This is a genomic window from Pseudomonas sp. PDM24 (genome assembly GCF_019218905.1).
In the GTDB taxonomy this organism is placed as follows: Bacteria; Pseudomonadota; Gammaproteobacteria; order Pseudomonadales; family Pseudomonadaceae; genus Aquipseudomonas.
On the sequence record NZ_JAHUWR010000001.1, the window covers coordinates 616,831 to 640,479 of the forward strand.

General features: G+C 58.8%; 21 protein-coding genes. 12 read left to right on the forward strand and 9 right to left on the reverse strand.

Translation table 11 applies throughout. The features are described from left to right. Positions 1–44: 44 nt before the first annotated feature. On the reverse strand, positions 45–1,892 hold the full coding sequence (locus KW837_RS02855) for a sigma-54-dependent Fis family transcriptional regulator (RefSeq protein WP_218394422.1): 1,848 nt from the start codon (positions 1,890–1,892) through the stop codon (positions 45–47). A gap of 423 nt (positions 1,893–2,315) precedes the next feature. On the opposite strand from KW837_RS02855, the gene KW837_RS02860 reads away from it, so the two are divergent. Genes KW837_RS02860 through KW837_RS02885 form a run of 6 tightly spaced genes read left to right on the forward strand, consistent with a single transcriptional unit; the run spans position 2,316 to position 8,253 of the window. Continuing rightward, on the forward strand, positions 2,316–3,410 hold the full coding sequence (locus tag KW837_RS02860) for an ABC transporter ATP-binding protein (protein ID WP_008014313.1): 1,095 nt from the start codon (positions 2,316–2,318) through the stop codon (positions 3,408–3,410). Beyond that, positions 3,410–4,507, forward strand: a complete 1,098-nt coding sequence (locus tag KW837_RS02865; protein ID WP_218394423.1) for an ABC transporter ATP-binding protein — start codon at positions 3,410–3,412, stop codon at positions 4,505–4,507. The genes KW837_RS02860 and KW837_RS02865 overlap by 1 nt, the downstream gene beginning before the upstream one ends. After that, positions 4,504–5,370, forward strand: a complete 867-nt coding sequence (locus tag KW837_RS02870) for a carbohydrate ABC transporter permease (RefSeq protein ID WP_123496645.1) — start codon at positions 4,504–4,506, stop codon at positions 5,368–5,370. Before KW837_RS02865 ends, KW837_RS02870 begins: the two co-directional genes overlap by 4 nt. An 8-nt stretch (positions 5,371–5,378) precedes the next feature. Next, positions 5,379–6,179: a carbohydrate ABC transporter permease gene (locus KW837_RS02875; protein ID WP_218394424.1), complete on the forward strand. Its 801-nt coding sequence runs from the start codon at positions 5,379–5,381 to the stop codon at positions 6,177–6,179. Positions 6,180–6,189: 10 nt separating this feature from the next. Then, positions 6,190–6,462, forward strand: coding sequence for a DUF2160 domain-containing protein (locus KW837_RS02880; protein ID WP_032830117.1), 273 nt, complete (start codon positions 6,190–6,192; stop codon positions 6,460–6,462). Between the two features lie 48 nt (positions 6,463–6,510). After that, complete coding sequence (locus tag KW837_RS02885; protein ID WP_218394425.1) at positions 6,511–8,253, forward strand: ABC transporter substrate-binding protein; 1,743 nt, start codon at positions 6,511–6,513, stop codon at positions 8,251–8,253. A 189-nt stretch (positions 8,254–8,442) separates the two neighbouring features. On the opposite strand, the gene KW837_RS02890 is transcribed toward KW837_RS02885, so the two are convergent. The 4 genes from KW837_RS02890 to KW837_RS02905 form a co-directional block, all read right to left on the reverse strand. Beyond that, on the reverse strand, positions 8,443–8,757 hold the full coding sequence (locus tag KW837_RS02890; protein WP_095631562.1) for a DNA-binding transcriptional regulator: 315 nt from the start codon (positions 8,755–8,757) through the stop codon (positions 8,443–8,445). After that, positions 8,747–9,097, reverse strand: coding sequence for a type II toxin-antitoxin system RelE/ParE family toxin (locus KW837_RS02895; protein WP_218395140.1), 351 nt, complete (start codon positions 9,095–9,097; stop codon positions 8,747–8,749). The genes KW837_RS02890 and KW837_RS02895 overlap by 11 nt, the downstream gene beginning before the upstream one ends. A gap of 236 nt (positions 9,098–9,333) precedes the next feature. Next, on the reverse strand, positions 9,334–10,737 hold the full coding sequence (locus KW837_RS02900) for a heavy metal sensor histidine kinase (RefSeq protein ID WP_218394426.1): 1,404 nt from the start codon (positions 10,735–10,737) through the stop codon (positions 9,334–9,336). Continuing rightward, complete coding sequence (locus KW837_RS02905) at positions 10,734–11,408, reverse strand: heavy metal response regulator transcription factor (RefSeq protein WP_008014325.1); 675 nt, start codon at positions 11,406–11,408, stop codon at positions 10,734–10,736. Before KW837_RS02905 ends, KW837_RS02900 begins: the two co-directional genes overlap by 4 nt. Before the next feature lie 468 nt (positions 11,409–11,876). On the opposite strand from KW837_RS02905, the gene KW837_RS02910 reads away from it, so the two are divergent. The 6 genes from KW837_RS02910 to KW837_RS02935 all read left to right on the forward strand — a co-directional run bounded on the left by KW837_RS02910 (position 11,877) and on the right by KW837_RS02935 (position 19,248). Further along, positions 11,877–13,136 carry a TolC family protein gene (locus KW837_RS02910; protein ID WP_218394427.1) on the forward strand — a complete coding sequence of 420 codons (1,260 nt, stop codon included), beginning with the start codon at positions 11,877–11,879 and terminating at the stop codon, positions 13,134–13,136. A 49-nt stretch (positions 13,137–13,185) separates the two neighbouring features. Then, the gene (locus tag KW837_RS02915) at positions 13,186–14,379 is read left to right on the forward strand and encodes an efflux RND transporter periplasmic adaptor subunit (protein WP_218394428.1); all 1,194 of its coding nucleotides are present in this window, start codon (positions 13,186–13,188) and stop codon (positions 14,377–14,379) included. 40 nt (positions 14,380–14,419) lie between these two features. Then, positions 14,420–17,572 carry a CusA/CzcA family heavy metal efflux RND transporter gene (locus KW837_RS02920; RefSeq protein WP_218394429.1) on the forward strand — a complete coding sequence of 1,051 codons (3,153 nt, stop codon included), beginning with the start codon at positions 14,420–14,422 and terminating at the stop codon, positions 17,570–17,572. 278 nt (positions 17,573–17,850) lie between these two features. After that, positions 17,851–18,051 carry a co-regulatory protein PtrA N-terminal domain-containing protein gene (locus tag KW837_RS02925; protein WP_218394430.1) on the forward strand — a complete coding sequence of 67 codons (201 nt, stop codon included), beginning with the start codon at positions 17,851–17,853 and terminating at the stop codon, positions 18,049–18,051. 79 nt (positions 18,052–18,130) lie between these two features. Then, the gene (locus KW837_RS02930; protein ID WP_218394431.1) at positions 18,131–18,463 is read left to right on the forward strand and encodes a DUF2790 domain-containing protein; all 333 of its coding nucleotides are present in this window, start codon (positions 18,131–18,133) and stop codon (positions 18,461–18,463) included. Between the two features lie 404 nt (positions 18,464–18,867). Continuing rightward, the gene (locus KW837_RS02935; protein WP_218394432.1) at positions 18,868–19,248 is read left to right on the forward strand and encodes a DUF6124 family protein; all 381 of its coding nucleotides are present in this window, start codon (positions 18,868–18,870) and stop codon (positions 19,246–19,248) included. Positions 19,249–19,459: 211 nt separating this feature from the next. On the opposite strand, the gene KW837_RS02940 is transcribed toward KW837_RS02935, so the two are convergent. The 4 genes from KW837_RS02940 to nuoN form a co-directional block, all read right to left on the reverse strand. Beyond that, positions 19,460–20,785: an OprD family porin gene (locus tag KW837_RS02940; RefSeq protein WP_218394433.1), complete on the reverse strand. Its 1,326-nt coding sequence runs from the start codon at positions 20,783–20,785 to the stop codon at positions 19,460–19,462. Positions 20,786–21,171: 386 nt separating this feature from the next. Next, positions 21,172–21,549 carry a type II toxin-antitoxin system VapC family toxin gene (locus KW837_RS02945; RefSeq protein WP_008014913.1) on the reverse strand — a complete coding sequence of 126 codons (378 nt, stop codon included), beginning with the start codon at positions 21,547–21,549 and terminating at the stop codon, positions 21,172–21,174. Then, a complete protein-coding gene (locus KW837_RS02950) occupies positions 21,546–21,977 on the reverse strand; it encodes a type II toxin-antitoxin system Phd/YefM family antitoxin (protein WP_218394434.1) in 432 nt (143 codons plus the stop codon). Before KW837_RS02950 ends, KW837_RS02945 begins: the two co-directional genes overlap by 4 nt. Positions 21,978–22,184: 207 nt before the next feature. After that, complete coding sequence (gene nuoN / locus KW837_RS02955) at positions 22,185–23,648, reverse strand: NADH-quinone oxidoreductase subunit NuoN (protein WP_218394435.1); 1,464 nt, start codon at positions 23,646–23,648, stop codon at positions 22,185–22,187. Position 23,649: the final 1 nt, after the last annotated feature.

Here is a 23,649-nt window from a genome sequence, read left to right on the forward strand (position 1 = left end):
TGTAGGAGCGAGGCTTGCCCGCGAATGTTCTCAAGCCGAACGCGTCACTCAACCTGGCGCAATCGCTTGTAAAGGGTATTGCGGCTAACCCCCAACCGCCGCGCCAGGTGCGAAATGTTCCCCCCAGCCGCCTGCAACTGCCGATTCAATGCCTCGGCATCATTCAAATCAACCGCTACAGGCTCCGGCGAATCCACCGGCTCCATCTCCAGATCGACAAAAAAATCATCCGGCAAATGCTCTGGCCGCACGGGTTGCTCTTCGGCCATGGCCAGCGCCACCTGCATCACGCTGCTGACCTGGCGCAAATTGCCCGGCCACGGATGGCGGCCGAATAGTGCGAGTACTTCGGGGCTCAACCCGGCCCACTGCGACGGTTCACGGTGTTGCTCCCACAGGCGCTTGAACAGCGCCTGCTTGTCGCTGCGCTCTCTCAAGGGCGGCAACTCCAGGGTCAAGCCACCGATGCGGTAATACAAATCCTCACGAAACCGCCCCAGCTGAACCTGCTCACGCAACGAGCGGTTGGTCGCTGAAATGATCCGAATGTCCACCGGGAACAGCTCACTGCTGCCTACCGGTTGCACGCAACGCTCCTGCAACACCCGCAGCAGTCGCGCCTGGGTTGGCAGCGGCATGTCGCCGATTTCATCGAGGAACAAGGTGCCTTTGTCGGCCTTTCGGATCAGCCCGATGCTGCCTTTCTGATTGGCGCCGGTGAACGCACCTTTCTCATAGCCAAACAGCTCGGATTCCACCAGTTCGGCGGGGATCGCCGCACAGTTGACGGCAATGAACGGTTGTTTGCTGCGCGAGCTGGCGTGGTGCAGGGCTTTGACGAAGACTTCCTTGCCGACCCCGGTTTCCCCGTGGATCAACAACGGAATGTCCTTTTCCAGCAAGCGCTCGGCCTGGCGCACGGCTTTTTCCACGCGGCTGTCGCCAAAATGCAGGGTGTTGAGGCTGATGGCGGCGGGTGCTGATGTCGTGAGTTCAGCGCTCTTTAATTCAGAAAACAATCGAGCCTGAATCGGCGCCTGTTTCGGCCGCTTCAACAGGCACTGGAAACGGTTGCGCCCCGAGGCTTGCAGGGCAAACGGCAGGCCGTCCGGCTGGTTCAGCAGTTCCAGTAAAGAGACTTTGAACAGGCTTTCGACGCTGACCCGCGACAGACTGATGCCCAGCAGATTATCGGCCCGGCGATTGGCCGACAGCACCTGACCGGTTTCGTCGAAGATCAGCAACCCGGCCCATTGGCTGTCGAGGTTGTTCAGCCCAGTGTTGAAGGTCAGCTGGAAATGCTGGCCGTGGAACAGGTTGAGAATCAGCCGATTCTCCACGGTCTGGCTCATCATCTTGACCATGCCCAGGGTGTGGGACGGCGGCAGGTAGCTGTCGCTGGACACATCCAGCACCGCGATCACCTTGCGCTCGGCATCGAAAATCGGTGCGGCGGAACCGGTCATGAAGCGGTTGGCCTTGAGAAAATGTTCATCGTGCTCGATGTGCACGGCCTGCTCGCAGGCCAACGCAGTGCCGATCGCATTGGTCCCGCTGCAACGTTCCATCCAGCTGGCGCCGGCGCTGAAACCGCGAGCCAGGCTCGGCTCAATGAAACGCTGGGTGCCCCAGGACGTCAGCACCTGGCCCTGATTGTCGGCGAGCATGATCAGGCAATTGGAGTTGCTGAGGATGTTCTCGTAATACGGCAGGACTTCCTGATGGGTGGTCTGCACCAGTGAATGCTGGCTCTCCAGCAACTGGGCGATGCCATCGGCCGGCAGTTGATCGAACGCTGGTGCGCTCTGATGATCGAGCCCGAACGCGCGGCAGCGGGACCAGGAGTCCTGGATGATGGCGTCGTGGGAGAGCGGCGGGGCAGGTGCGGCCATGGCAGTCGATCTCTGAGCATTATTATTTTTGTTATGAGTAACGCGATTCATGTAGCAGCTGGCGAAGCCTGCGTTCGGCGACGCGTCGTAAAACCTGTTTGCATGGTCATCCTGATACACCGCGATGCCTGATTTCACGACGACTGCGTCGCCGAACGCAGGCTTCGCCAGCTGCTACACAGGGCGTGCGCAATTCAGAATTTCCCGCAGTAAAGCATCCGTAGAGTGTTGTTCACATTTGTTCATTGTCAATCTTTTAACTGTTCAATTGTTCAGTCGCGGTTGTTCATTTCTGTTCAGCTACGAACGCGGTTTTTCCTCCATTTGACGGATTTTCAAGCCAGATCAACCGCTTGGAATTTCTGGCACGAATGTCGCTGTAGTGCTCCGGTCGCTTGACTCCAATAATAAAAAGGCCGAGCCATGTCACTAATCCTGGAGCACGTCAGCCGTACCGTCGAGGGTCAGACCTGGATCGACGATGCGTGCCTTAACTTCGAACCCGGATCGTTCAATGTTTTGCTCGGTCGCACGCTGTCCGGCAAAACCAGCCTCATGCGCCTGATGGCCGGTCTGGACAAGCCCGACAGCGGCCGCATCCTGATGAACGGCGTCGACGTCACCCAACGCCCGGTGCGTTTGCGCAATGTGTCGATGGTCTATCAGCAGTTCATCAACTACCCGACCATGACGGTGTTCGAGAACATCGCCTCGCCACTGCGTCAGGGCGGCGTTTCCAACGAGCTGATCCAAAGCAAAGTGCTGGAAACCGCGAAGATGCTACGCATCGAGAAATTCCTCCAGCGCCATCCTTTGGAACTCTCCGGCGGCCAGCAACAGCGCACGGCCATGGCCCGGGCGCTGGTCAAGGACGCCGAGCTGATTCTGTTCGATGAGCCACTGGTCAACCTCGACTACAAGCTGCGCGAAGAGCTGCGCCAGGAAATGCGCGAGCTGTTCGCGGCCCATCACACCATCGCTATCTATGCCACCACCGAACCCAATGAAGCCCTGGCGCTGGGCGGCACCACCACGATTCTTCACGAAGGTCGGGTGATTCAGAGCGGCAAGTCCTCCGAGGTGTATCACCAGCCGCAAACCGTGCTGGCGGCGGAGTTGTTCTCCGAACCGCCGATCAACCTGATGCCGGGGCGCATTGCCGGCAACGAAGTCAGTTTCGCCAACTTCGTGCACTTCCCGTTGAACGTCGATCTGCGGCCGGTGGGCGAGGGCGAGTTCCGTTTTGGTGTGCGCCCTAGCCACATTTCGCTGGTGCCGAGCAACGACGACGATCTGGAGTTGGCGGTGACCGTCGAGGTGGCCGAGATCAGCGGTTCGGAAACCTTCCTGCACGTACGCAACGAGTATTTCCTGCTGGTGCTGCACTTGCCGGGTGTTCACGAATACGACGTCGATGCGCCAATTCGCATCTATATCCCGACCCATAAACTGTTTGTGTTCGATATGCAGGGGCGGCTGGTCCAGGCGCCCGGTCGCCGCATTGCGAGGGTTGCCTGATGGCCGAAATCCGTTTGCAAAGCCTTGCCCACAGCTACACCCCTACGCCAACCGGCCCCGAGGATTACGCGATCCGCGAGATGGACCACGTCTGGGAGCAGGGCGGTGCTTATGCGTTGCTCGGGCCTTCGGGGTGCGGCAAGTCGACCTTGCTCAACATCATTTCCGGGTTACTCAGCCCGTCCCAGGGCCAAGTACTGTTCGACAGTAAAGTGGTCAACGAACTGACCCCGGAAAAGCGCAACATCGCCCAGGTTTTCCAGTTTCCGGTGGTCTACGACACCATGACGGTGTTCGATAACCTGGCCTTTCCATTGCGCAATCAGGGCATGGCGGAAGCGAAAATTCACACCAAGGTGCAGGAAATCGCCGAAGTCCTCGACCTTCAGGCATTGCTGTACAAGAAGGCCCGCAACCTCACTGCCGATGAAAAGCAGAAAGTCTCCATGGGCCGTGGGCTGGTGCGCGATGACGTGTCGGCGATCCTCTTCGATGAACCGCTGACAGTGATCGACCCACACCTGAAATGGAAACTGCGGCGCAAGCTCAAGCAGATCCACGAGCAGTTCAACATCACCATGGTCTATGTCACCCACGATCAACTCGAAGCCTCGACCTTCGCCGACAAGATCGCCGTGATGTACGGCGGCCAAATCGTGCAGTTCGGTACGCCACGGGAATTGTTCGAGCGGCCGAGCCACACCTTTGTCGGCTATTTCATCGGTAGCCCGGGGATGAACCTGATCGAGGTCCAGCCACAAGCCGGCGGTGTCGGTTTTGCCGGGACCCACTTGCCGTTGTCCGACGCGATGCAGAAACGAATCGCCGAGTCCGAATGGAAAACCCTGAAGGTCGGCATTCGCCCGGAGTTCGTTCATGTGTGGGACGAACCCTGTGATGACGCGATGCAGGCACAGGTCGTACACGTCGAAGACCTGGGCACCTACAAGATCATGACCCTGAACCTCGACGGCGCTCCGCTGAAAGTACGCCTGGCCGAAGACAAACCGGTGCCCGAAGGCACGGCATACATCAGTTTTCCGGCGCAATGGCTGATGGTCTATGCCGATGATTACCTGTTGGAGGTGCGGCCATGAACAAGGTGCAGAACAACAAGGCCTGGTGGCTGGTGTTGCCGGTGTTTTTGCTGGTGGCGTTCAGTGCGGTGATCCCGATGATGACCGTGGTCAACTACTCGGTGCAGGATATCTTCGACCAGTCCAGCCGCTACTTCGTCGGCGCCGACTGGTACAAGCAAGTGCTGCTCGACCCTCGGTTGCATGACTCGCTGCTGCGCCAGTTCATCTACTCCGGTTGCGTGTTGCTGATCGAAATTCCGTTGGGCATCGCCATCGCCCTGACCATGCCGACCAAGGGCCGCTGGTCGTCGGTTGTGCTGATTATTCTGGCGATTCCGCTGCTGATCCCGTGGAACGTGGTCGGCACCATCTGGCAGATTTTCGGCCGGGCCGACATCGGTTTGCTCGGTTCGAGCCTCAATGCCATGGGTATCAGCTACAACTATGCGTCCAATACCATGGACGCCTGGGTCACGGTGTTGGTGATGGACGTGTGGCACTGGACATCGCTGGTGGCGCTGTTGTGTTTCTCCGGTTTACGGGCGATTCCGGACGTGTATTACCAGGCTGCGCGGATTGATCGAGCGTCGGCCTGGGCGGTTTTCCGACACATCCAGTTGCCCAAGCTCAAGAGCGTGCTGCTGATCGCGGTGATGCTGCGCTTCATGGACAGCTTCATGATCTACACCGAGCCGTTCGTACTGACGGGGGGCGGTCCGGGGAATGCCACGACCTTCTTGAGTCAGACGCTGACCCAAATGGCCGTAGGGCAATTCGACCTCGGCCCGGCGGCAGCTTTCTCACTGGTGTACTTCCTGATCATTCTGTTGGTGTCGTGGCTGTTCTACACCGCCATGACTCACTCTGACGCCAATCGGTGAGGCCTGCCATGAGCAAGAGAAAGCTTTTCCCGTTGCTGATCTATATCCTGTTCCTGCTGGTGCCGATCTACTGGCTGCTGAACATGTCCTTCAAGAGCAACACCGAAATCCTCGGCGGTCTGACGCTGTTTCCCCAGGATTTCACCTTCGCCAACTACAAGGTGATCTTCACTGACCCGAGCTGGTACACCGGTTATCTCAACTCGCTGTACTACGTGAGCCTGAACACGGTGATTTCCCTGAGCGTGGCGCTGCCAGCGGCGTATGCGTTTTCACGCTATCGTTTCCTCGGTGACAAGCACCTGTTTTTCTGGCTGCTGACCAACCGCATGGCGCCACCGGCAGTTTTCCTGCTGCCATTCTTCCAGTTGTATTCCTCGATCGGGCTGTTCGACACCCACATCGCGGTTGCGCTGGCTCACTGCCTGTTCAACGTGCCGTTGGCGGTGTGGATTCTTGAAGGCTTCATGTCCGGCGTTCCCAAGGAAATTGACGAAACCGCCTACATCGACGGCTACAGTTTCCCCAAGTTCTTCGTGAAGATCTTCGTCCCGCTGATCGGCTCCGGGATCGGCGTCACGGCGTTTTTCTGCTTCATGTTTTCCTGGGTCGAGCTGTTGCTGGCGCGAACCCTGACCTCAGTGAACGCCAAACCCATCGCGGCGGTGATGACCCGCACGGTCTCGGCGTCCGGCATCGACTGGGGCGTGCTGGCGGCAGCGGGGGTGTTGACTATCCTGCCGGGCATGTTGGTGATCTGGTTTGTTCGCAACCACGTGGCCAAGGGCTTTGCCCTGGGCCGGGTATGAGGAACTGATGATGGAATGGATGAGTTGGACGGGCCCCACGGCGGCATTCTTCAGCGTCATTGCCTTGATCCTGACGGGCATGACGACCTGGGAATTGCGTTCGCCGAGCATCCCTCGACGTGGTTTTTTGCCGATTGCCACTACCCGTGGTGATCGGCTGTTTATCGGTCTTCTCGGCAGCGCCTACCTGCATTTGCTGGTAATCGGCGTCACCGACTGGAGCATCTGGGTAGCGTTCGCGTTGTCCCTGGTGTGGCTGTTGGCTGTGATGCGTTGGGGCTAGTCGAAATCGATCGGCATGCATGTCCCGAAACCTAAACAGGAGGTCTCTATGTTCGACAAAAACAATAAGCTGCGACATAGCGTTTCATTGGCAGCCATGCTGGCACTCAGCGGGTTGAGCGCTGCGGCCTGGGCCGATGCCTATGAAGACGCCGCCAAGAAATGGATTGGCAGCGAGTTCAAACCGTCCACCCTGACCGAAGCCCAGCAGCTCGAAGAGCTGAAGTGGTTTATCAAAGCGTCCGAGCCGTTTCGCGGGATGAGCATCAAGGTGGTTTCGGAAACCATCGCGACCCACGAATATGAATCCAAAACGCTGGCCAAGGCCTTTACCGAGATCACCGGGATCAAGTTGACCCACGACTTGCTGCAAGAAGGCGACGTGGTGGAAAAGCTGCAGACCCAGATGCAATCGGACAAGAACATCTATGACGGCTGGGTCAACGACTCGGACCTGATCGGTACGCACTTTCGCTACGGCAAGACCGAATCGATCACCGACCTGATGGCCAACGAAGGCAAGGCTTACACCTCACCGACCCTGGACATCAAAGACTTCATCGGTATCTCGTTCACCACCGCGCCGGATGGCAAGGTCTATCAACTGCCCGACCAGCAGTTCGCCAACCTCTACTGGTTTCGCGCCGACTGGTTCGAGCGGGCGGATCTGAAAGCGAAATTCAAAGAAAAATACGGTTATGAGCTGGGCGTACCGGTGAACTGGTCGGCCTACGAAGACATCGCCAAATTCTTCAGCGAAGACGTCAAGGAAATCGACGGCAAACGCGTCTACGGCCACATGGACTACGGCAAGAAAGACCCGTCCCTCGGCTGGCGCTTCACCGATGCCTGGTTCTCCATGGCGGGTGCTGGCGATAAAGGCATACCCAACGGTTTGCCGGTGGACGAGTGGGGTATCCGCGTCGAGGATTGTCATCCGGTCGGCTCCAGCGTGACCCGCGGCGGCGATACCAACGGCCCGGCGGCGGTGTATGCGACCACCAAGTACGTTGACTGGATGAAAAAATACGCGCCACCGGAAGCGGCGGGCATGACCTTCTCCGAATCCGGGCCGGTGCCGTCCCAGGGCAATATCGCCCAGCAGATCTTCTGGTACACCGCGTTTACCGCCGACATGACCAAACCGGGCCTGCCGGTGATGAACGCCGACGGCACGCCGAAATGGCGCATGGCACCCTCGCCGAAAGGTCCGTACTGGGAGGAGGGCATGAAGCTCGGCTATCAGGACGCCGGTTCCTGGACCTTCCTCAAGTCCACGCCTGAAAAGCAAAAACTCGCGGCCTGGCTGTACGCGCAATTCGTGACCTCGAAAACCGTATCCCTGAAGAAAACCATCGTCGGCCTGACGCCGATTCGCGAGTCGGACATCAACTCGCAAGCCATGACTGACCTGGCACCGAAACTCGGTGGTCTGGTGGAGTTCTATCGCAGCCCGGCCCGCGTGCAATGGACCCCGACCGGGACCAACGTGCCGGACTATCCTCGTTTGGCACAACTGTGGTGGAGCCACATCGCGGAAGCGGCCAGTGGCGAGAAAACGCCACAACAGGCACTGGACGGTCTGGCCAAGGATCAGGATGCGATCATGACCCGTCTGGAACGCTCCAAGGTACAACCGACCTGCGGGCCGAAAATGAATCCTGAGCGGGATGCGCAGTATTGGTTCGATCAGCCGGGGGTGCCGAAAGCGAAACTGGCGAACGAGAAGCCTAAAGGCGAAACCGTGAGCTATGCCGAACTGCTGAAATCGTGGGAGGCGGCGCGTAAGTAAGCGTCTGTAATGTGAAAGGCGAACGGCACCGTAAGGTGCCGTTTTGCCTTTTTGTCTGATGGGCCGCCTTCGCGAGCAAGCCCGCTCCCACAGTTAATCGCAGGAGTTCCCCCAATGGTTTGTTCACTGGAGATCCACTGTGGGAGCGGGCTTGCTCGCGAAGGCGTCATTGAGTACGCCGCAAACACTTCAGGTCAGCGCCGCCAGTTGTTGAACCGTATCCGGAAAGCGCTCAACCAGCCGGATCAGTGTTGTCGCCTGAGCATTAGGTTTCGCCCGTCCTTGCTCCCAGTTCTCCAGCGTCCGGGTATTCGTACGCAAATACATCGCGAATACAGAACGGGAAAGGTTGAGCTGTTGGCGTATGGCTACCACTTCCTCGGCAGTGATTGGCACCAGTTTTGGCAGTTTGACCTTGTGGGTTCGCAGCGTGACCTTGCCTTGGCGCTCGTCGGCCAAGGCTTCAAGGCCTTCCATCAGTTCGGCAAAAATGTCACGTTTCATAGTGGGATCTCGTGTTGATTTCGCTATCTAGAGTTTGTCTGAAAAGTTTCTTCTGGGAAGGCGACAAGTCGTCTTGCTCGTTTTTGCTATATACGGTGAACAGCCAGAATTGATCAAAACCCGACCACCAGTAATAAATCACCCTTAGTCCACTGCGCTTGCCTTTGCCTCGTCGCTGGTCGGAGAAACGGACCTTTCGCAACCCGCCCATACCTTCCACCAGGTCGCCAGTTTCCGGGTTTTTCAGCAGCTCCAGTTGAAAGCTGCGAAACAGTTCGTCGTCCAGGTAGTCACTTCGATGCTTTTGAAATGCGGGTAATTCGATAAAAAGAGCGTCCATGTTCTGTACGTTACCTGCGTATATTTCTATCACAAGAATCGAATAGGTCAAGGCTTCTGTGCCTGCCAATTCGGTCAAGTCATTACATTAAAGTCGAAGGCAGGACCGGGATGTAGGACGCGGCTGATTCACCCGCGAGACGATTCTGGAAAGGGGGGATGAGACTGGGAAAGGCAGGCCGGGCTAACCCAAAATTGCTAAATCTGTGTGCTGGGCAACCAATGGGGCGGCGACATTTATTCCTCGGGGGCGGGAAACCCCAATCGAAACACCGTCACCGTCCCGGGCAAGCTTTTAACTTCAGCGACCCCCTGATGCAGGCTCATGATCGAACGCACGATGGCCAGGCCCAGTCCGGTGCTGCCTTGCGAGCGGGAGCGGCTGCTGTCGACCCGGTAAAAGCGGTCGAACAGATGCGGCAGATGCTGCGCTTCGATGCCCGCGCCGGGGTTGCTGACCCGCAGCGAAACCTCAGTCGCTTCTTGTTCAATGTGTACCGAAACCGTTTGCCCGGCCGGGCAGTGGCGCAGGGCGTTGGACAGCAGGTTCGAGATCGCCCGTTGAATCATCAGGCGGTCGCCCCGTACCCGCGCGCTGCTGCCGGTCACGCTCAGGCTGATGCGCTTGTCTTGCGCCGACAAGGAAAACAGTTCGGCCACTTTCTCGGCTTCTTCTTCCAGGGCGACCGACTTGAAGGACGTGAGCGCTGCCGGGTTACTGGCCTGCGCCAGAAACAGCATGTCCGAGACAATCCGCGCGACACGCTCCAGTTCTTCGGTGCAAGACACCAAAACGTTCTTGTACTCCTCGGTCGTGCGTTCCCGGGACAGCGTCACCTGTGCCTTGCCCATCAGATTGTTGATCGGCGAACGCAATTCATGAGCCAGATCATCGGAGAACTGCGACAACTGCTGCACACCATTGTCGAGGCGATCGAGCATGAAGTTGATCCCCCGGGCCAGTTCACTGAGTTCCTGGGGCATGTCGAGCACCGACAGCCGATGGCCGAGGTCTTGCGTCGAGACCATCGCCGCCACTTTGCGAAACTCGCGCAGCGGCGTCAGCCCCCGCTGTACGGCGGCCCAGGCACTGAGGCCGATGAAGATCAGCAGCAACGGCAAAGCAATCAGTGTCGAGCGCAGATAGGCGTTGAGCAACGCCTGATTGTGGGCATCGTCCATCGACAGCAGCACCGGGATGCGGGTGCCGTCCTTGATGCGGATCAACCGAGAGGCCGTCAGGTAGCGCTTGTCTTGATCGTCGGTGCTGCTGGAGAACGCCAGTTGTTCGTTGGCGGCCAGCACTGCCTTGCGTTCCAGGCGCGGGTCGGCCATTCCGGAGCCGGATTTCAACAGCGGCGTGCGTAAGTTGGTGCGGTCATAAATCGTCAGAGTGAGGTTGTCATGGCCCATGACCTGATCGAGCAGAATGTGCGGCGCCGAACGAATTTCTGCGGAATCGGCATACAGCGACAGGCTGTGTTCCACCTGTTCCATTTTCTGGGCCAGGCTGTTTCTGGATAGCGCGTTCAACTCATGGGTCAGGGCGAAATACGCCAGGATCGCCAGAAACACTACCAGCAGCGCCCCGAGAATACTCACCGTCAGCCCCAACCGCATTGACAGGCTGGCCGGCTTCATTCCCGCGCCTCCAGCACATAGCCGACACCGCGCAGGGTATGGATCAGTTTGCTGTCGAACGGGTCGTCGATCTTGGCGCGCAAACGCCGGATCGACACTTCGACCACGTTGGTGTCGCAGTCGAAATTCATGTCCCACACCAGCGAAATGATCTGGGTGCGAGTGAGCACCTCGCCGGACTGGCGCATCAGCAGATGCAGCAGGGCGAACTCCTTGGTGGTCAGGTCGATGCGCTGCTCGCCGCGAAAGGCGCGGTGGCGCCCCGGATCGAGTTCCAGATCGGCGACTTTGAGCACTTGCGGCACCGGGATGTTTTCGCTGCGGCGCATCAGCGTGCGGACCCGCGCCAGCAATTCCGGAAACTCGAATGGCTTGACCAGATAATCGTCGGCACCCAGATCCAGGCCGCGAATCTTGTCGGCCAGACGACCACGCGCGGTGAGCATCATCACCCGGGTGGAGTGGGTACGACGCAGTTGTTCAAGCACGCCCCAGCCGTCCAGCTCCGGCAGATTGACGTCCAGTATCACCAGGTCATAAACCTGTTGTCGGGCCAGATGCAGTCCATCGGCGCCCGTGGCCGCGTGGTCAACGATATAACCACTTTCCGTCAGTCCCTGATGTAAGTATTCGGCAGCTTTAAGCTCGTCCTCGACGACAAGGATTCGCATGGTCAATCACCACTTTTATTTAATGGATATTTAATTAAGGGTGGCCGGGGAAGTTGTTGTTTTTGTAGGGGAGGCCGGACGGGTTTTAATAACGACTAGAGGTTGTGAGTTTCTGGTTTCCTTCAGAGGTTTCCCTGTGTGATGGCGTGCAAGGTAAAGGCTGTAGTGGCTACAGAGTCAACTGAAATGCTGGGTCTTGAGCCCTGAAAATAGCGATCTGCGACAGCCTGTCGCAGTAGGCAAGCCTAAATGCCCATGCGCCGCATTCAGGCAAGGGCTGTTCGGCAGATAACTACCGTGTATTTGTTTCCATGTATTGCTATATCACCTTTCGCACTTCGCATCCTAAATCAAAACAACTTCCACATGCCGTGGATAACGTATTTGTAATGTTTCAGTCACCTTGTCGATAAGTTCAAAACCCTACCGTGGCGGCATCAAAGATTCTTGAATGAAGGAAGTCCTCCATTGCCCGGTTTAAAAGAACTGACGGCGCGATCACGCCTGAAAAAAACAACGAGGACAGTGACGGCCAGCATTGTGTTGCTGGCCGGCACGGGTCTTGTGCATGCATCGACCCTGACCCTGGATCAAGCCCTGCAAACGGCATTCGCCGGTAACCCGGATCTGGCGGCTGCGCAGTGGGAAATCGGCATCGCCGAGGGTGAGCGCAAACAGGCCGGTCTGATCCCCAACCCCGAAGTGTCGTGGGAGGCCGAAGACACCCGTCGTGATTCGCGAACCACCACGCTGATGCTCAGCCAACCCATCGAACTGGGCGGCAAACGTGGCGCACGGATCGACGTCGCCAGTCGCGCGCAGGACGCCGCCGGGATCGAACTGGAGCGCAAGCGCTATGCGTTGCGCGCCGATGTGATTCAGGCGTTCAACAGCGCCCAGACCGCGCAACAACGCTTGCAGTTGTCCCGCCAGTCGCTGCAACTCGCCGAACACGGTTTGCGCGTCGCCCAAGGACGCATCGAGGCCGGTAAATCATCGCCAGTCGAAGGCACCCGTGCGCAAGTGCAGCTTTCCGAAGTGCGCCTGGAACTGAGCCGCGCCGAACGCGATCAGGCCAACGCCTATCAGCAATTGGCGCAGGTCATGGGCTCACCGTTGCCCACCTCGACCACCGTGCAAGCGGCCACGCAAAGCATGCCCACCGTGCCACCGCCGACCCGATTGCTTGAGCGCCTGAACGAGACCGCCGAACTGCGTCTGGCCAAATTGCAGATCGATCAGCGCGAAGCTTCATTGGGTCTGGAAAAGTCGCAACGCATTCCCGACCTGACCGTGAGCATTGGCAGCCAATACAGCGAAACCGAGCGCGAGCGGGTCAATGTGGTCGGGCTGTCGATGCCTATTCCGCTGTTCAACCGCAATCAGGGCAACGTGCTGGCGGCGGCCCGGCGCAGCGATCAGGCGCGGGATCTGCGCAACGCCACCGAGCTGCGTTTGCGCACGCAAATCCAGACCACCCTGGAGCAATGGCAGACCGCCAATGGCGAAGTCGCAGCGTTCAACCAGACCATCCTGCCCGCCGCGCAAAGTGCGGTCGACAGCGCCACGCGCGGCTTCGAAATGGGCAAGTTCGGATTCCTCGACGTGCTCGACGCCCAGCGCACCCTGATCAGCGCGCGCAGCCAATACATCCAGGCCGTCAGCGAGGCGACGGATGCCCGAGTACGCATCGAACGCATCTTCGGCGACCTCACCGTCAGCCCTTGAATTTCATCTTTCAGATCACTGCGCGATGGCATGGCGCAGAGGAGTTTCCATGGAAAAAAAACTGATCATTGTGGCCGCGGCAACGTTGGCGCTGGGCATTGGTATCGGTTCGATGTGGCCGGGCAATGCGTCCATCGACGCTCACGCCGATGAAGCGGCGGAACACGCCGATCACGCTGAAGAAGGTGCAGCAGCCGAGGGTGAACATGCAGAAGAAGGGCGCCTGGAGTTGAGCGCCGAACAGATTGCGGCGGCGGGCATTCAATTGACCGAAGCGCGAGCGCAGAACATCAGCCTCGGCTTGCCATTCCCCGGTGAAGTGCGCTTCGACGAAGACCGCACCGCGCACGTGGTGCCTCGGGTGCCCGGCGTGGTTGAGTCGGTGTCGGTCAACCTCGGGCAGTCGGTGAAAAAGGGTCAGTTGCTGGCGGTGATCGCCAGTCAGCAGATCTCCGATCAGCGCAGTGAACAGGCTGCCGCACAGCGTCGCCTGACCTTGGCGCGCACCACCTATGAACGCGAGAAAAAACTGTGGCAGGACAAGATCTCCGCCGAGCAGGATTTCCTTCAGGCCCGGCAAGCATTGGAAGAAGCCGAAATTGCCCTGGCCAATGCCCGGCAAAAAATCAGCGTACTCAGCGGCAGCGTGGTCGCCACCGGCGGCAATCGCTATGAGTTGCGCGCGCCGTTCGACGGTGTGGTGGTAGAGAAACACCTGACGCCGGGGGAGGTGGTCGATGAAACCACGGCGGCTTTTACGCTCTCCGACCTGTCGCGGGTGTGGGTGACCTTCGGCGTATCGCCCAAGGATCTGACCAAGGTGCAGGTGGGTAAACCGGTCACCGTCAGCGCCCCGGAACTCAATGCCGAAGTCGCCGGCACCGTGGCGTACGTCGGCAGTTTGCTGGGAGAGCAGACGCGCACCGCGACGGTTCGCGTAACTCTGGCCAATCCTCAAGGCGCGTGGCGTCCGGGATTATTCGTGACGGCGCTGGTTGCTACCGACAGTCGCCAAGCCAAGGTCGCCGTACCTGAAACCGCGATCCAGACCGTTGAGGACAAACCCACGGTGTTCGTGCGCACCGACGACGGCTTCAAGGCGCAACCGGTGGAATTGGGCAGTCGCGCGGCCGGTTTGGTGGAAGTTACTCAAGGGCTGGAATCCGGCGTGCAAGTCGCCGCAGCCGGCAGCTTCGTCCTCAAATCGGAATTGGGCAAAGCCTCAGCCGAGCATTCTCATTGAAGGCTCCCACTGATCCGTCAACCTCGACCGGAAGGTTCTCATGTTCGAACGCCTGATCCAGTTTGCCATTGAGCAGCGCATCATCGTGCTGCTCGCCGTTCTCCTGATGGCCGGCCTCGGCATCGCCAGTTATCAAAAGCTGCCGATCGACGCCGTGCCGGACATCACCAACGTCCAGGTGCAAATCAACACCGGCGCGGCCGGGTTCTCGCCGCTGGAAACCGAGCAGCGCATCACCTTCCCGATTGAAACCGCCATGGCCGGTTTGCCGGCGCTGGAACAGACCCGTTCGCTGTCGCGTTCGGGGCTGTCGCAGGTCACGGTGATCTTCAAGGACGGCACCGATCTGTTCTTCGCCCGGCAATTGGTCAACGAGCGTTTGCAGATCGCCAAGGAGCAATTGCCCGAGGGCGCGGAAGCGCTGATGGGGCCGATTTCCACCGGGCTTGGCGAGATTTTCCTGTGGACAGTGGAGGCGCAGGAAGGTGCGCTCAAGGAGGACGGCACGGCCTACACGCCGACCGATCTGCGGGTGATTCAGGACTGGATCATCAAGCCGCAGTTACGCAACGTTCCGGGCGTGGCCGAGATCAACACCATCGGCGGATTCGCCAAGGAGTACCAGATCGCCCCCGATCCGAAACGGCTGGCGGCTTACAAGCTGACCCTCACCGATCTGATCACGGCGCTGGAACGCAACAACGCCAACGTCGGCGCCGGTTACATCGAGCGCAGCGGCGAGCAGTTGCTGATTCGTGCGCCCGGGCAAGTGGCAAGCACAGACGACATCGCCAATATCGTGATGGCCAATGTCGACGGTACGCCGATCCGGATCAAGAACGTCGCGACCGTAGACATCGGCCGCGAACTGCGTACCGGTGCCGCCACCGAAAACGGTCGCGAAGTGGTGCTTGGCACGGTGTTCATGCTGATCGGCGAAAACAGCCGAACGGTCTCCCAGGCAGTGGCGACCAGGCTTGAACAGATCAACCGCTCGCTGCCCAAAGGCGTGATCGCCGTTGCGGTGTATGACCGCACGCACCTGGTGGACAAAGCCATCGCCACGGTGAAGAAGAACCTGGTGGAAGGGGCGATTCTGGTCATTGCGATTCTGTTCCTGTTTCTGGGCAACATCCGCGCGGCGTTGATCACCGCGATGGTCATTCCGCTGTCGATGCTGTTTACCTTCACCGGCATGTTCACCAACAAAGTCAGCGCCAACCTGATGAGCCTCGGCGCACTCGACTTCGGCATCATCGTCGACGGCGCGGTGGTGATCGTCGAAAACACCCTGCGCCGGCTGGCCCATGCGCAGCAACATCACGGGCGTTTACTGACCCGCTCCGAGCGTTTTTGCGAAGTGTTTGCGGCAGCCAAAGAGGCGCGCCGACCGCTGATTTTCGGCCAGTTGATCATCATGGTCGTGTACCTGCCGATCTTCGCCTTGAGCGGTGTAGAAGGGAAAATGTTCCACCCGATGGCCTTCACTGTGGTCATCGCGCTGCTGGGTGCCATGCTGTTGTCGGTGACCTTTGTTCCGGCGGCCATCGCGCTGTTTGTCACCGGCAAAGTCAAAGAAGAAGAGGGCGTGGTCATGCGCGGCGCGCGTCGCGTTTATGCGCCGGCGCTGGCCTGGGTGATGAGCCATCGGGCGCTGGCCGTGGGCATGGCGCTCGGGGTGATTGCGCTCAGCGGTGTGATGACCAGTCGCATGGGCAGCGAGTTTGTGCCGAGCCTCAGTGAGGGCGATTTTGCCTTGCAAGCGTTACGCGTGCCGGGCACCAGCCTGACCCAGTCGGTGGATATGCAGCAGCGTCTGGAAACCCTGATTCTCGGCAAAGTGCCGGAGGTCGAGCGCGTGTTCGCCCGTACCGGCACCGCTGAAATCGCTTCCGACCCGATGCCGCCGAACATCTCCGACAGCTACGTGATGCTCAAGCCGAAGGAGCAGTGGCCGGATCCGGGCAAGTCCCGTGAAGCGCTGATGGCCAAACTGCAACAAGCCGCCGCGACGCTGCCGGGCAGCAACTATGAACTGTCGCAGCCGATCCAGTTGCGCTTCAACGAACTGATCTCCGGCGTGCGCAGTGATGTGGCGGTCAAGGTGTTTGGAGATGACATGGACGTGCTCAACGCCACGGCGGCGAAGATCGCCGCCGCCCTGCAGAAGGTCAGTGGCGCGTCCGAGGTCAAGGTCGAGCAAACCACCGGCCTGCCGGTGCTGACCATCAACATCGACCGCGACAAGGCGGCGCGTTACGGGCTCAACGTCGGCGACGTGCAAGACACCATTGCGGTGGCGGTCGGCGGGCGCCAGGCCGGGACACTGTATGAAGGTGATCGGCGTTTCGACATGGTGGTGCGTCTGTCCGATGCCATGCGCAAGGACATCGAAGGCTTGTCAGCGCTGTTGGTTCCAGTGCCGGCGCCCCCGAGTGGCGCTGCCGATCAGATTGGCTTCATCGCCCTCAAGGAAGTCGCCAGCCTTGATCTGGTGCTCGGGCCGAATCAGGTCAGCCGCGAAAACGGCAAGCGGTTGGTGATCGTCAGCGCCAACGTGCGTGGGCGGGATATTGGCTCTTTCGTTAAAGAGGCGGGTGAGGTGATCGAGCGCGATGTTCAGGTTCCGGCGGGTTACTGGACCCGTTGGGGCGGGCAGTTCGAGCAACTGCAATCGGCGGCCAAACGCTTGCAGATCGTGGTGCCAGTGGCCTTGCTGTTGGTGTTCGGCCTGCTGTTCATGATGTTCAACAACCTCAAGGACGGCTTGCTGGTATTCACCGGGATTCCGTTTGCGCTGACGGGGGGCGTCATGGCGTTGTGGCTGCGGGACATTCCGCTATCGATCTCGGCGGGCGTCGGTTTCATTGCGTTGTCTGGGGTGGCGGTGCTCAATGGTCTGGTGATGATCGCGTTCATCCGTAACCTGCGTGAGGAGGGGCGTTCACTCTCTGATGCAATCAATGAGGGGGCGCTCACACGACTGCGTCCGGTGTTGATGACGGCATTGGTCGCATCCCTGGGCTTCATTCCCATGGCCCTCGCAACCGGCACCGGCGCAGAGGTGCAGCGACCGCTGGCGACGGTGGTGATCGGCGGGATTCTGTCCTCGACCATCCTCACGTTGCTGATACTGCCGGCGTTGTATCAGTTCGCCCATCGACGCGACGAGGAAGTAACTCCCACCCCCTAACCAACCCTGTGAGTACAACCCCTGTGGCGAGGGAGCTTGCTCCCGCTGGACTGCGCAGCAGACCTCGCTTTTCGGATGAAGAGCAAGGGCCGCTTCGCGCCCCAGCGGGAGCAAGCTCCCTCGCCACAGGTATTTCTCAGTCTGCAGATATTCTGAGTGATCAGTACTCTGCAATGACTGTCCCTCCCACATAACGGATATGTAATCTCCATGCCACCGTCACGAAAGGTTCGGATTGTTACCTTGACCTCGTTAGTTAATTAAACGAGGAATCAAACATGAAACTTGCACAACTGAGTGCGTTTGCAGCAGCGTTGGTGATGTCTTCTGTTGTTTTGGCTGAAGGCGGCGGCGATAGAGCCTTTGAAAAAATGATGGTGGCCAATGACCGCTCGGTGGAGAAGTTTGTCGCCAAAGAACAGGCGCGTGACCCCGTCGTCTTGAATGAAAAGAAGGACGACAAGACCAAAGACTTGTAAGCGTATCGCACTTGAACTAGCCCGTCATCGAGCGTCGATGCCGGGCTTTTTTATGAGTCGGATTTCGAAGGTGCGGAATATGAAATTGATCAAATTGATTGCGTTCGCCGGGTTGATGGCGATGTCCATGAATGTGCTCGCTGAAGGTGGCGGTGATAGGACGTTCGAAAAGATGCTGAGCGCTAACACCCAAGCCATGGAGCAATACGCTGCCAGCCAGGGCAAACCTGCGCCGGTGGTGAAAGACTACGAATACGGGATGAAACTGGATGTGGTCAAAGTGGTGAGCGTTGCGCGACCGCAAGTTGCCTGCGCCGTAGTACCTGCCGCAATGACCTATGAAGATTCTCAGGGCCGACTCAACACCATCAAATACACAGTGGCGGGGGATTGCCGCAAACGTGGCGGCTGACAACGCCTTTCTCTTTGCAAACGCGGTAACTGACATCGGATACCCCTGTAGGAGCTGCCGAACAATCCGTATTTCAATTCGGGATGTTTAAAGGCGTTAGTGCAAACACAGAAGCTTCCCACAATGTTTTCAGGTTGTCCGTCGGACGTCCGCTCTCTAGCCTGTGCATGTCGCTGCCAATTCAGCGATCGGGATTGGAACCCCGAGACTCCACTGAAAGCAAAAGCATCTTTCATGACGTATGCTTGCGCACCTTGATGGTGTGCACTCCGTTATGGCGGCTGTGCGCGGGAGACTTCGAGTCTGTCGGGTTTTTCGGTGGCCCGGGTTCCAACCTGCGTACAGCTGCCACCCCTTCGATTGGAACCGAATGGGCCAGCTCCACAGCCACACCGGAGTTACTTATGAAAAAGCCAACACCCAACCCTCCCGAAGCAGATACCGCTACGGACACCGCCCCAACATCCCCCTACGCCTCCATCGACTCCAAAAAACTCCACGAAGCCGCCGAACGTGCGCTCGATTACTACCTGAACCCTACCGCCCACGTCATGGCCACGCCCCACACCCCCAATCAGATGTTTTTCGCCAATCCCAAAGCCGACACCGAATCCCTGCTGGCCAATGCCAGCGAGTCATTGTCCTCGGCCACGGTCATGCTCGGTGACTTCGCCGCGCTGCTGGAAGGCAGCCATCGCAAGACTTTGCTGGGCATTGCGCAAGTGGTGATGTTGGGGGAACTGGCGGTGAATCAGGCATTGGATAACGTCGAGCCGGCTGCATAACCCTGTGGGAGCGAGCCTGCTCGCGATAGCGGTGGCTCAGGCCATGAGATGTTGGCTGTGCCGGCATCATCGCGAGCAGGCTCGCTCCCACAGTTTTTCGCGGTGTGTTAAAGACCGGGCATAAAAAAGGCGCCCCAAAGGACGCCAAAAGATTCACCTCTTACCAAAGGAGCAAGGAGCTTCTAAAGGTGAATTTGCATCAACCGTGAAGTCAAAGAATCGCCAGCGGATACTCGACAATCACCCGTACCTCATCCAGATCCGACTCAAATGCCGTGGCGCGGGTAGTGGCTTGGCGCAGGCGCAACGACATGTCTTTCAGTGAGCCGCTCTGCACCACGTATTTGACTTCGATATCACGCTCCCAGCGCTTCTGGTCGGTCAGCGGGTTGCCGTCGGCATCGCGACGCATGTACACGGCGTTGGCGCTGGAATAGTCGGCATCGGTGCCACGGGCGTAACGGGTCATGAACGACAAACCCGGCACGCCATAGCTGCTCATGTCGAGGTCGTAGCGCACCATCCACGAACGTTCCTTGGGCGAGTTGAAGTCGCTGTACTGGATGGAGTTGTCGAGGAAAATCGAGTCGGACTGGCGCAGGTAGTCGAAGTCGTCGTTGCCGTTGTTGCGCTGGTGCGACAAGGCAACGGAGTGGGCGCCGAGTTTCACGCCGACGCGGCCGCTCCAGATGTTGTTGTCGAACTCACCAAGCAGCTGTTTGCCTTCGTCGACCGCCTTGTAATAGTTCAGGCCACCGAACAGCGACAGGTCATCCGACAGCGGATAAGTCCATGCAGTGCCGGCGTAGTACTGATTCCAGGCATCCTTGAGGCGACTGGAATACAGGCTGAAACTGAGGTTCTTGTTCAGCGCGTAGTCGCCACCGCCGTAAGCAATCCATGGCGAATTGACCGGGCCAGCGTAGAAGGTCGCGAAGTTCTCGCGCATGTCGCTGGACACCGGTTGGCTCATCGCATGCAAGCGACCGCCCTGTACTGACAGACCTTCGATACTGGTGTTGGTGGCCGTGACACCCCGGAAGCTTTCCGGCAACAGTCGGGAGTCACCCGCCGCAACCACCGGGTTGGCGGGGAACACATCGCCGACCTTCACGACTGTATCGAAGGCGCGCACTTTGGCGGCGCCACCAACCTTGGTGTATTCGTCCCGCGCCTGGCCGTCACTGTCGACCGGCAGCACATCGAAAGAACTGCGGCCACCGTTGCGACCGTCACCGGTATCGAGCTTCAAGCCGATCATCGCAAACGCATCGACACCGACCCCGACGGTGCCTTGGGTAAAGCCGGATTCGAACTTGCTGATGATCGCATGGGCCCAGGCCTCGGAATAACCATTGCCGGTGGGACTCGACTGGCCGTCACGATGATCACGATTGAAGTATAAGTTGCGGTTGAGCACCGTCAGGCTGCTGCCCTCGATAAACCCCTCGGCTTTATCTTGCGCCAACACCATGGACGGCCCGGAGCCGACTACCACGGCTAAAGCGGCCATCGACATTTTTGTATTGTTAACCATCAATCACTCCTTGGGTTCGGCAGAACGGGAACGTGCTTCGGCGTGGGTTTTATTGTTCGGCGGGCAAGGGCCCGCCGGCATGGTCGCCGGGTGACATCGTTGCAAGCTGCGGATAACGCCAAGGTGATGGGGGAATTACAATTTCGTCATGTGCATCTGGTTGCCCGTCCTTGTTCGCGGTTTTAGAAGGGGCGGGGGGGGCGTGAGCAGAGGGCGCGGTAACAAATCGTACAGATGCAAAAACGGCACCCGAAAGGTGCCGTTCTCATTTGTGCCTGTTCCATTGCTATCGCGAGCCTGCTCGCGATAGGGGCATCCCATTCATCCAGTTTCTCCAACCGAATAAACATTTCTTGAACAAATGATCACGTGTGGTGGTAGGCCGATCAGACCAAAACAGCCAGATCCGTGTACTGGGCAACCAATGGATCGGCAGTGAGGAGTTTCATGGGTTCTGTCATGGCCGTTGCAACAATGAGGCGGTCAAATGGGTCACGATGGTGATGTTCCAGGTCCTTCACGGCAATGGCGTGTTCTGAGGTCACAGGCAGCTCGATGAACCCGCTGTCGAGGCAGTACTGGCGGATTTCTTCCAGGTCAACGTTCAGCTTTCCCAGCCCGACCTTGATCGCCATCTCCCAGAATGTCGCTGCGCTAATGTAAATATCGGCAGCGTTCTCAATTAGCTTTCTGGCTTTGCCGGATAGCCTGGGGTCATCGCTTAGCGTCCAGAGCAAAATATGCGTGTCGAGCAGAAGCCTCATTCTTGAGTGCCTTCAAAAGTATCGAGCATGTCGTCCGGCAGTGAGGCGTCAAAGTCTTCGGGAAGCACCAGTTTGCCTTTCATCGCTCCGATACGCTGCCCGCAGGGTTTTCCCACCGGAACCAGCTGCGCAAGAGCCCGACCATGTTTGGCAATCGTGATGATCTGTCCGGCGGCTGCGTCATCGACGAGTTTGGACAGATTGTTTTTTGCTTCGGCCAACGGAACGACGATCATGATTTCTCTCCCATATTCTGGACAAATATAGCCAGAATATTTGGAGGCGGTAAAGCTGCGCGATTTCTCAAGGGGGACGGGGGCCAGTTTGGAGCGCTTCACTCTATGGGGCAGCAGCGTGACATTACCCTGGCAATCAGCGGCCAAGGCGTCGAAGTCTTCTACCAGTTCGGAAAAAATGTCACGGTTCATTGTTATTTCTCGAGTTGATTTATCTATCCAGCCAGTCATTCAAGATAGAGCCAAGTGCGCAGTGCTGGATGTAGGACGAGGCGGATAGTCTGGCGAGAGCTTTCGGGTATTGCAGGAGGAGGGGAGTGCGGCGGTAATAAATCCCACAAACGCAAAAACGGCACCCGAAGGTGCCGTTTCTGTTTTCTGCCGAGTACGCCTAAGCGATCAACCCGCCAACCCCGATTGCTGAACCAGGTTCAGCAGCGGCTGTGGGTACAGGCCGAGGAAGAACGCCAGTACGGCAATCGCCAGCAGCATCACGCCGCCTGCACGTTGTTCCCAGTGAAGTTGCGCGTCGTGGCGACGCAGGTTCGGTTCGATCAGGTACAGCGTGACCATCACACGCAGGTAGTAGAAGACGCCGATGGCGCTGCCCAGTACCAGGGAGCCGACCAGCCACCATTGGTGCGACTCGACACCGGTAGCGATGATGTAGAACTTGCCGATGAAGCCCGCGGTCAGCGGGATACCGGCCAGGGACAGCATCATTACGGTCAGGACGGCGGTCAGGTACGGACGGCGCCAGAACAGGCCGCGGTATTCGTACAGGGCATCCGCGTCACGGCCGTTGTACGGCGAGGACATCAGGGTGATCACGCCGAATGCGCCGAGGCTGGTGATCACGTAGGTGACCAGGTACACGCCGATGGCTTCCACGGCCAGGCCTTTGCTCGCCACCAGGGCGATCAGCAGGTAGCCGAAGTGGGCGATGGACGAGTAACCCAGCAGACGCTTGAGGTTGCTCTGGGTCAGTGCCAGCAGGTTACCGAACAGGATCGACGCGATGGCGATGATGGTCAGCACATCGCTCAGCACGCCACTGCTCGCCGCTGGGGAGATCTGGAACAGACGCACCATCACCGCGAACACAGCGACTTTCGACGCGGTGGCCAGGAACGCTGCCACCGGTGCCGGAGCCCCTTCGTAAACGTCCGGGGTCCAGAGGTGGAACGGTACCAGCGACAGTTTGAACGCCAGGCCGATCAGCATCATGCCCAGGCCCATTTGAGCCAGCGAACTTGGCAGGCCAGTGGCCGCCAGGGCCTGACCGATGCCGTTGAAGCTCAGGCTGCCGGCGTCGGCGTAGAGCAGGGCCATGCCGAACAACAGGAACGCGGAACCGGCAGCCGACAGCACCATGTACTTGATGCCGGCTTCCAGCGAACGTTTGTTGAAGAAGGCATACGCCACCAGACCGTAAACCGGTACCGAGAGCAGCTCCAGACCGACGAACAAGCCAGCCAGGTGCTGCGCGCTGACCAAGACCAGGCCACCGGCGGCGGACATCAGGATCAGCAGGTAAAGTTCTTCACGGTTGCCCGGGTAACCCGAACCGCCATCGCCGAGGTAGGCGTGGGCGAGGGTCACACAGGCGAGGGTGGCGACCAGGATCAGCGCCATGTACAGGCAAGCGAAGGTGTCGATCTGCAGCAGCGGAGTCACGGCCAGCGGCGCGACTTTCAGGGCTGGCAGGATCGACAGCAGAGCCAGGTTCAGACCTGCCACCGACAGCAGGAAGGTCTGTGAGTGGTTGCGGCGCCATGCGATAGCCAGCATCACCACGATGATCGTGGCGCTGGTGATCAACAACGGCGCAAGCGCGATAAAGTGTTGAGTCGTGAATTCCATA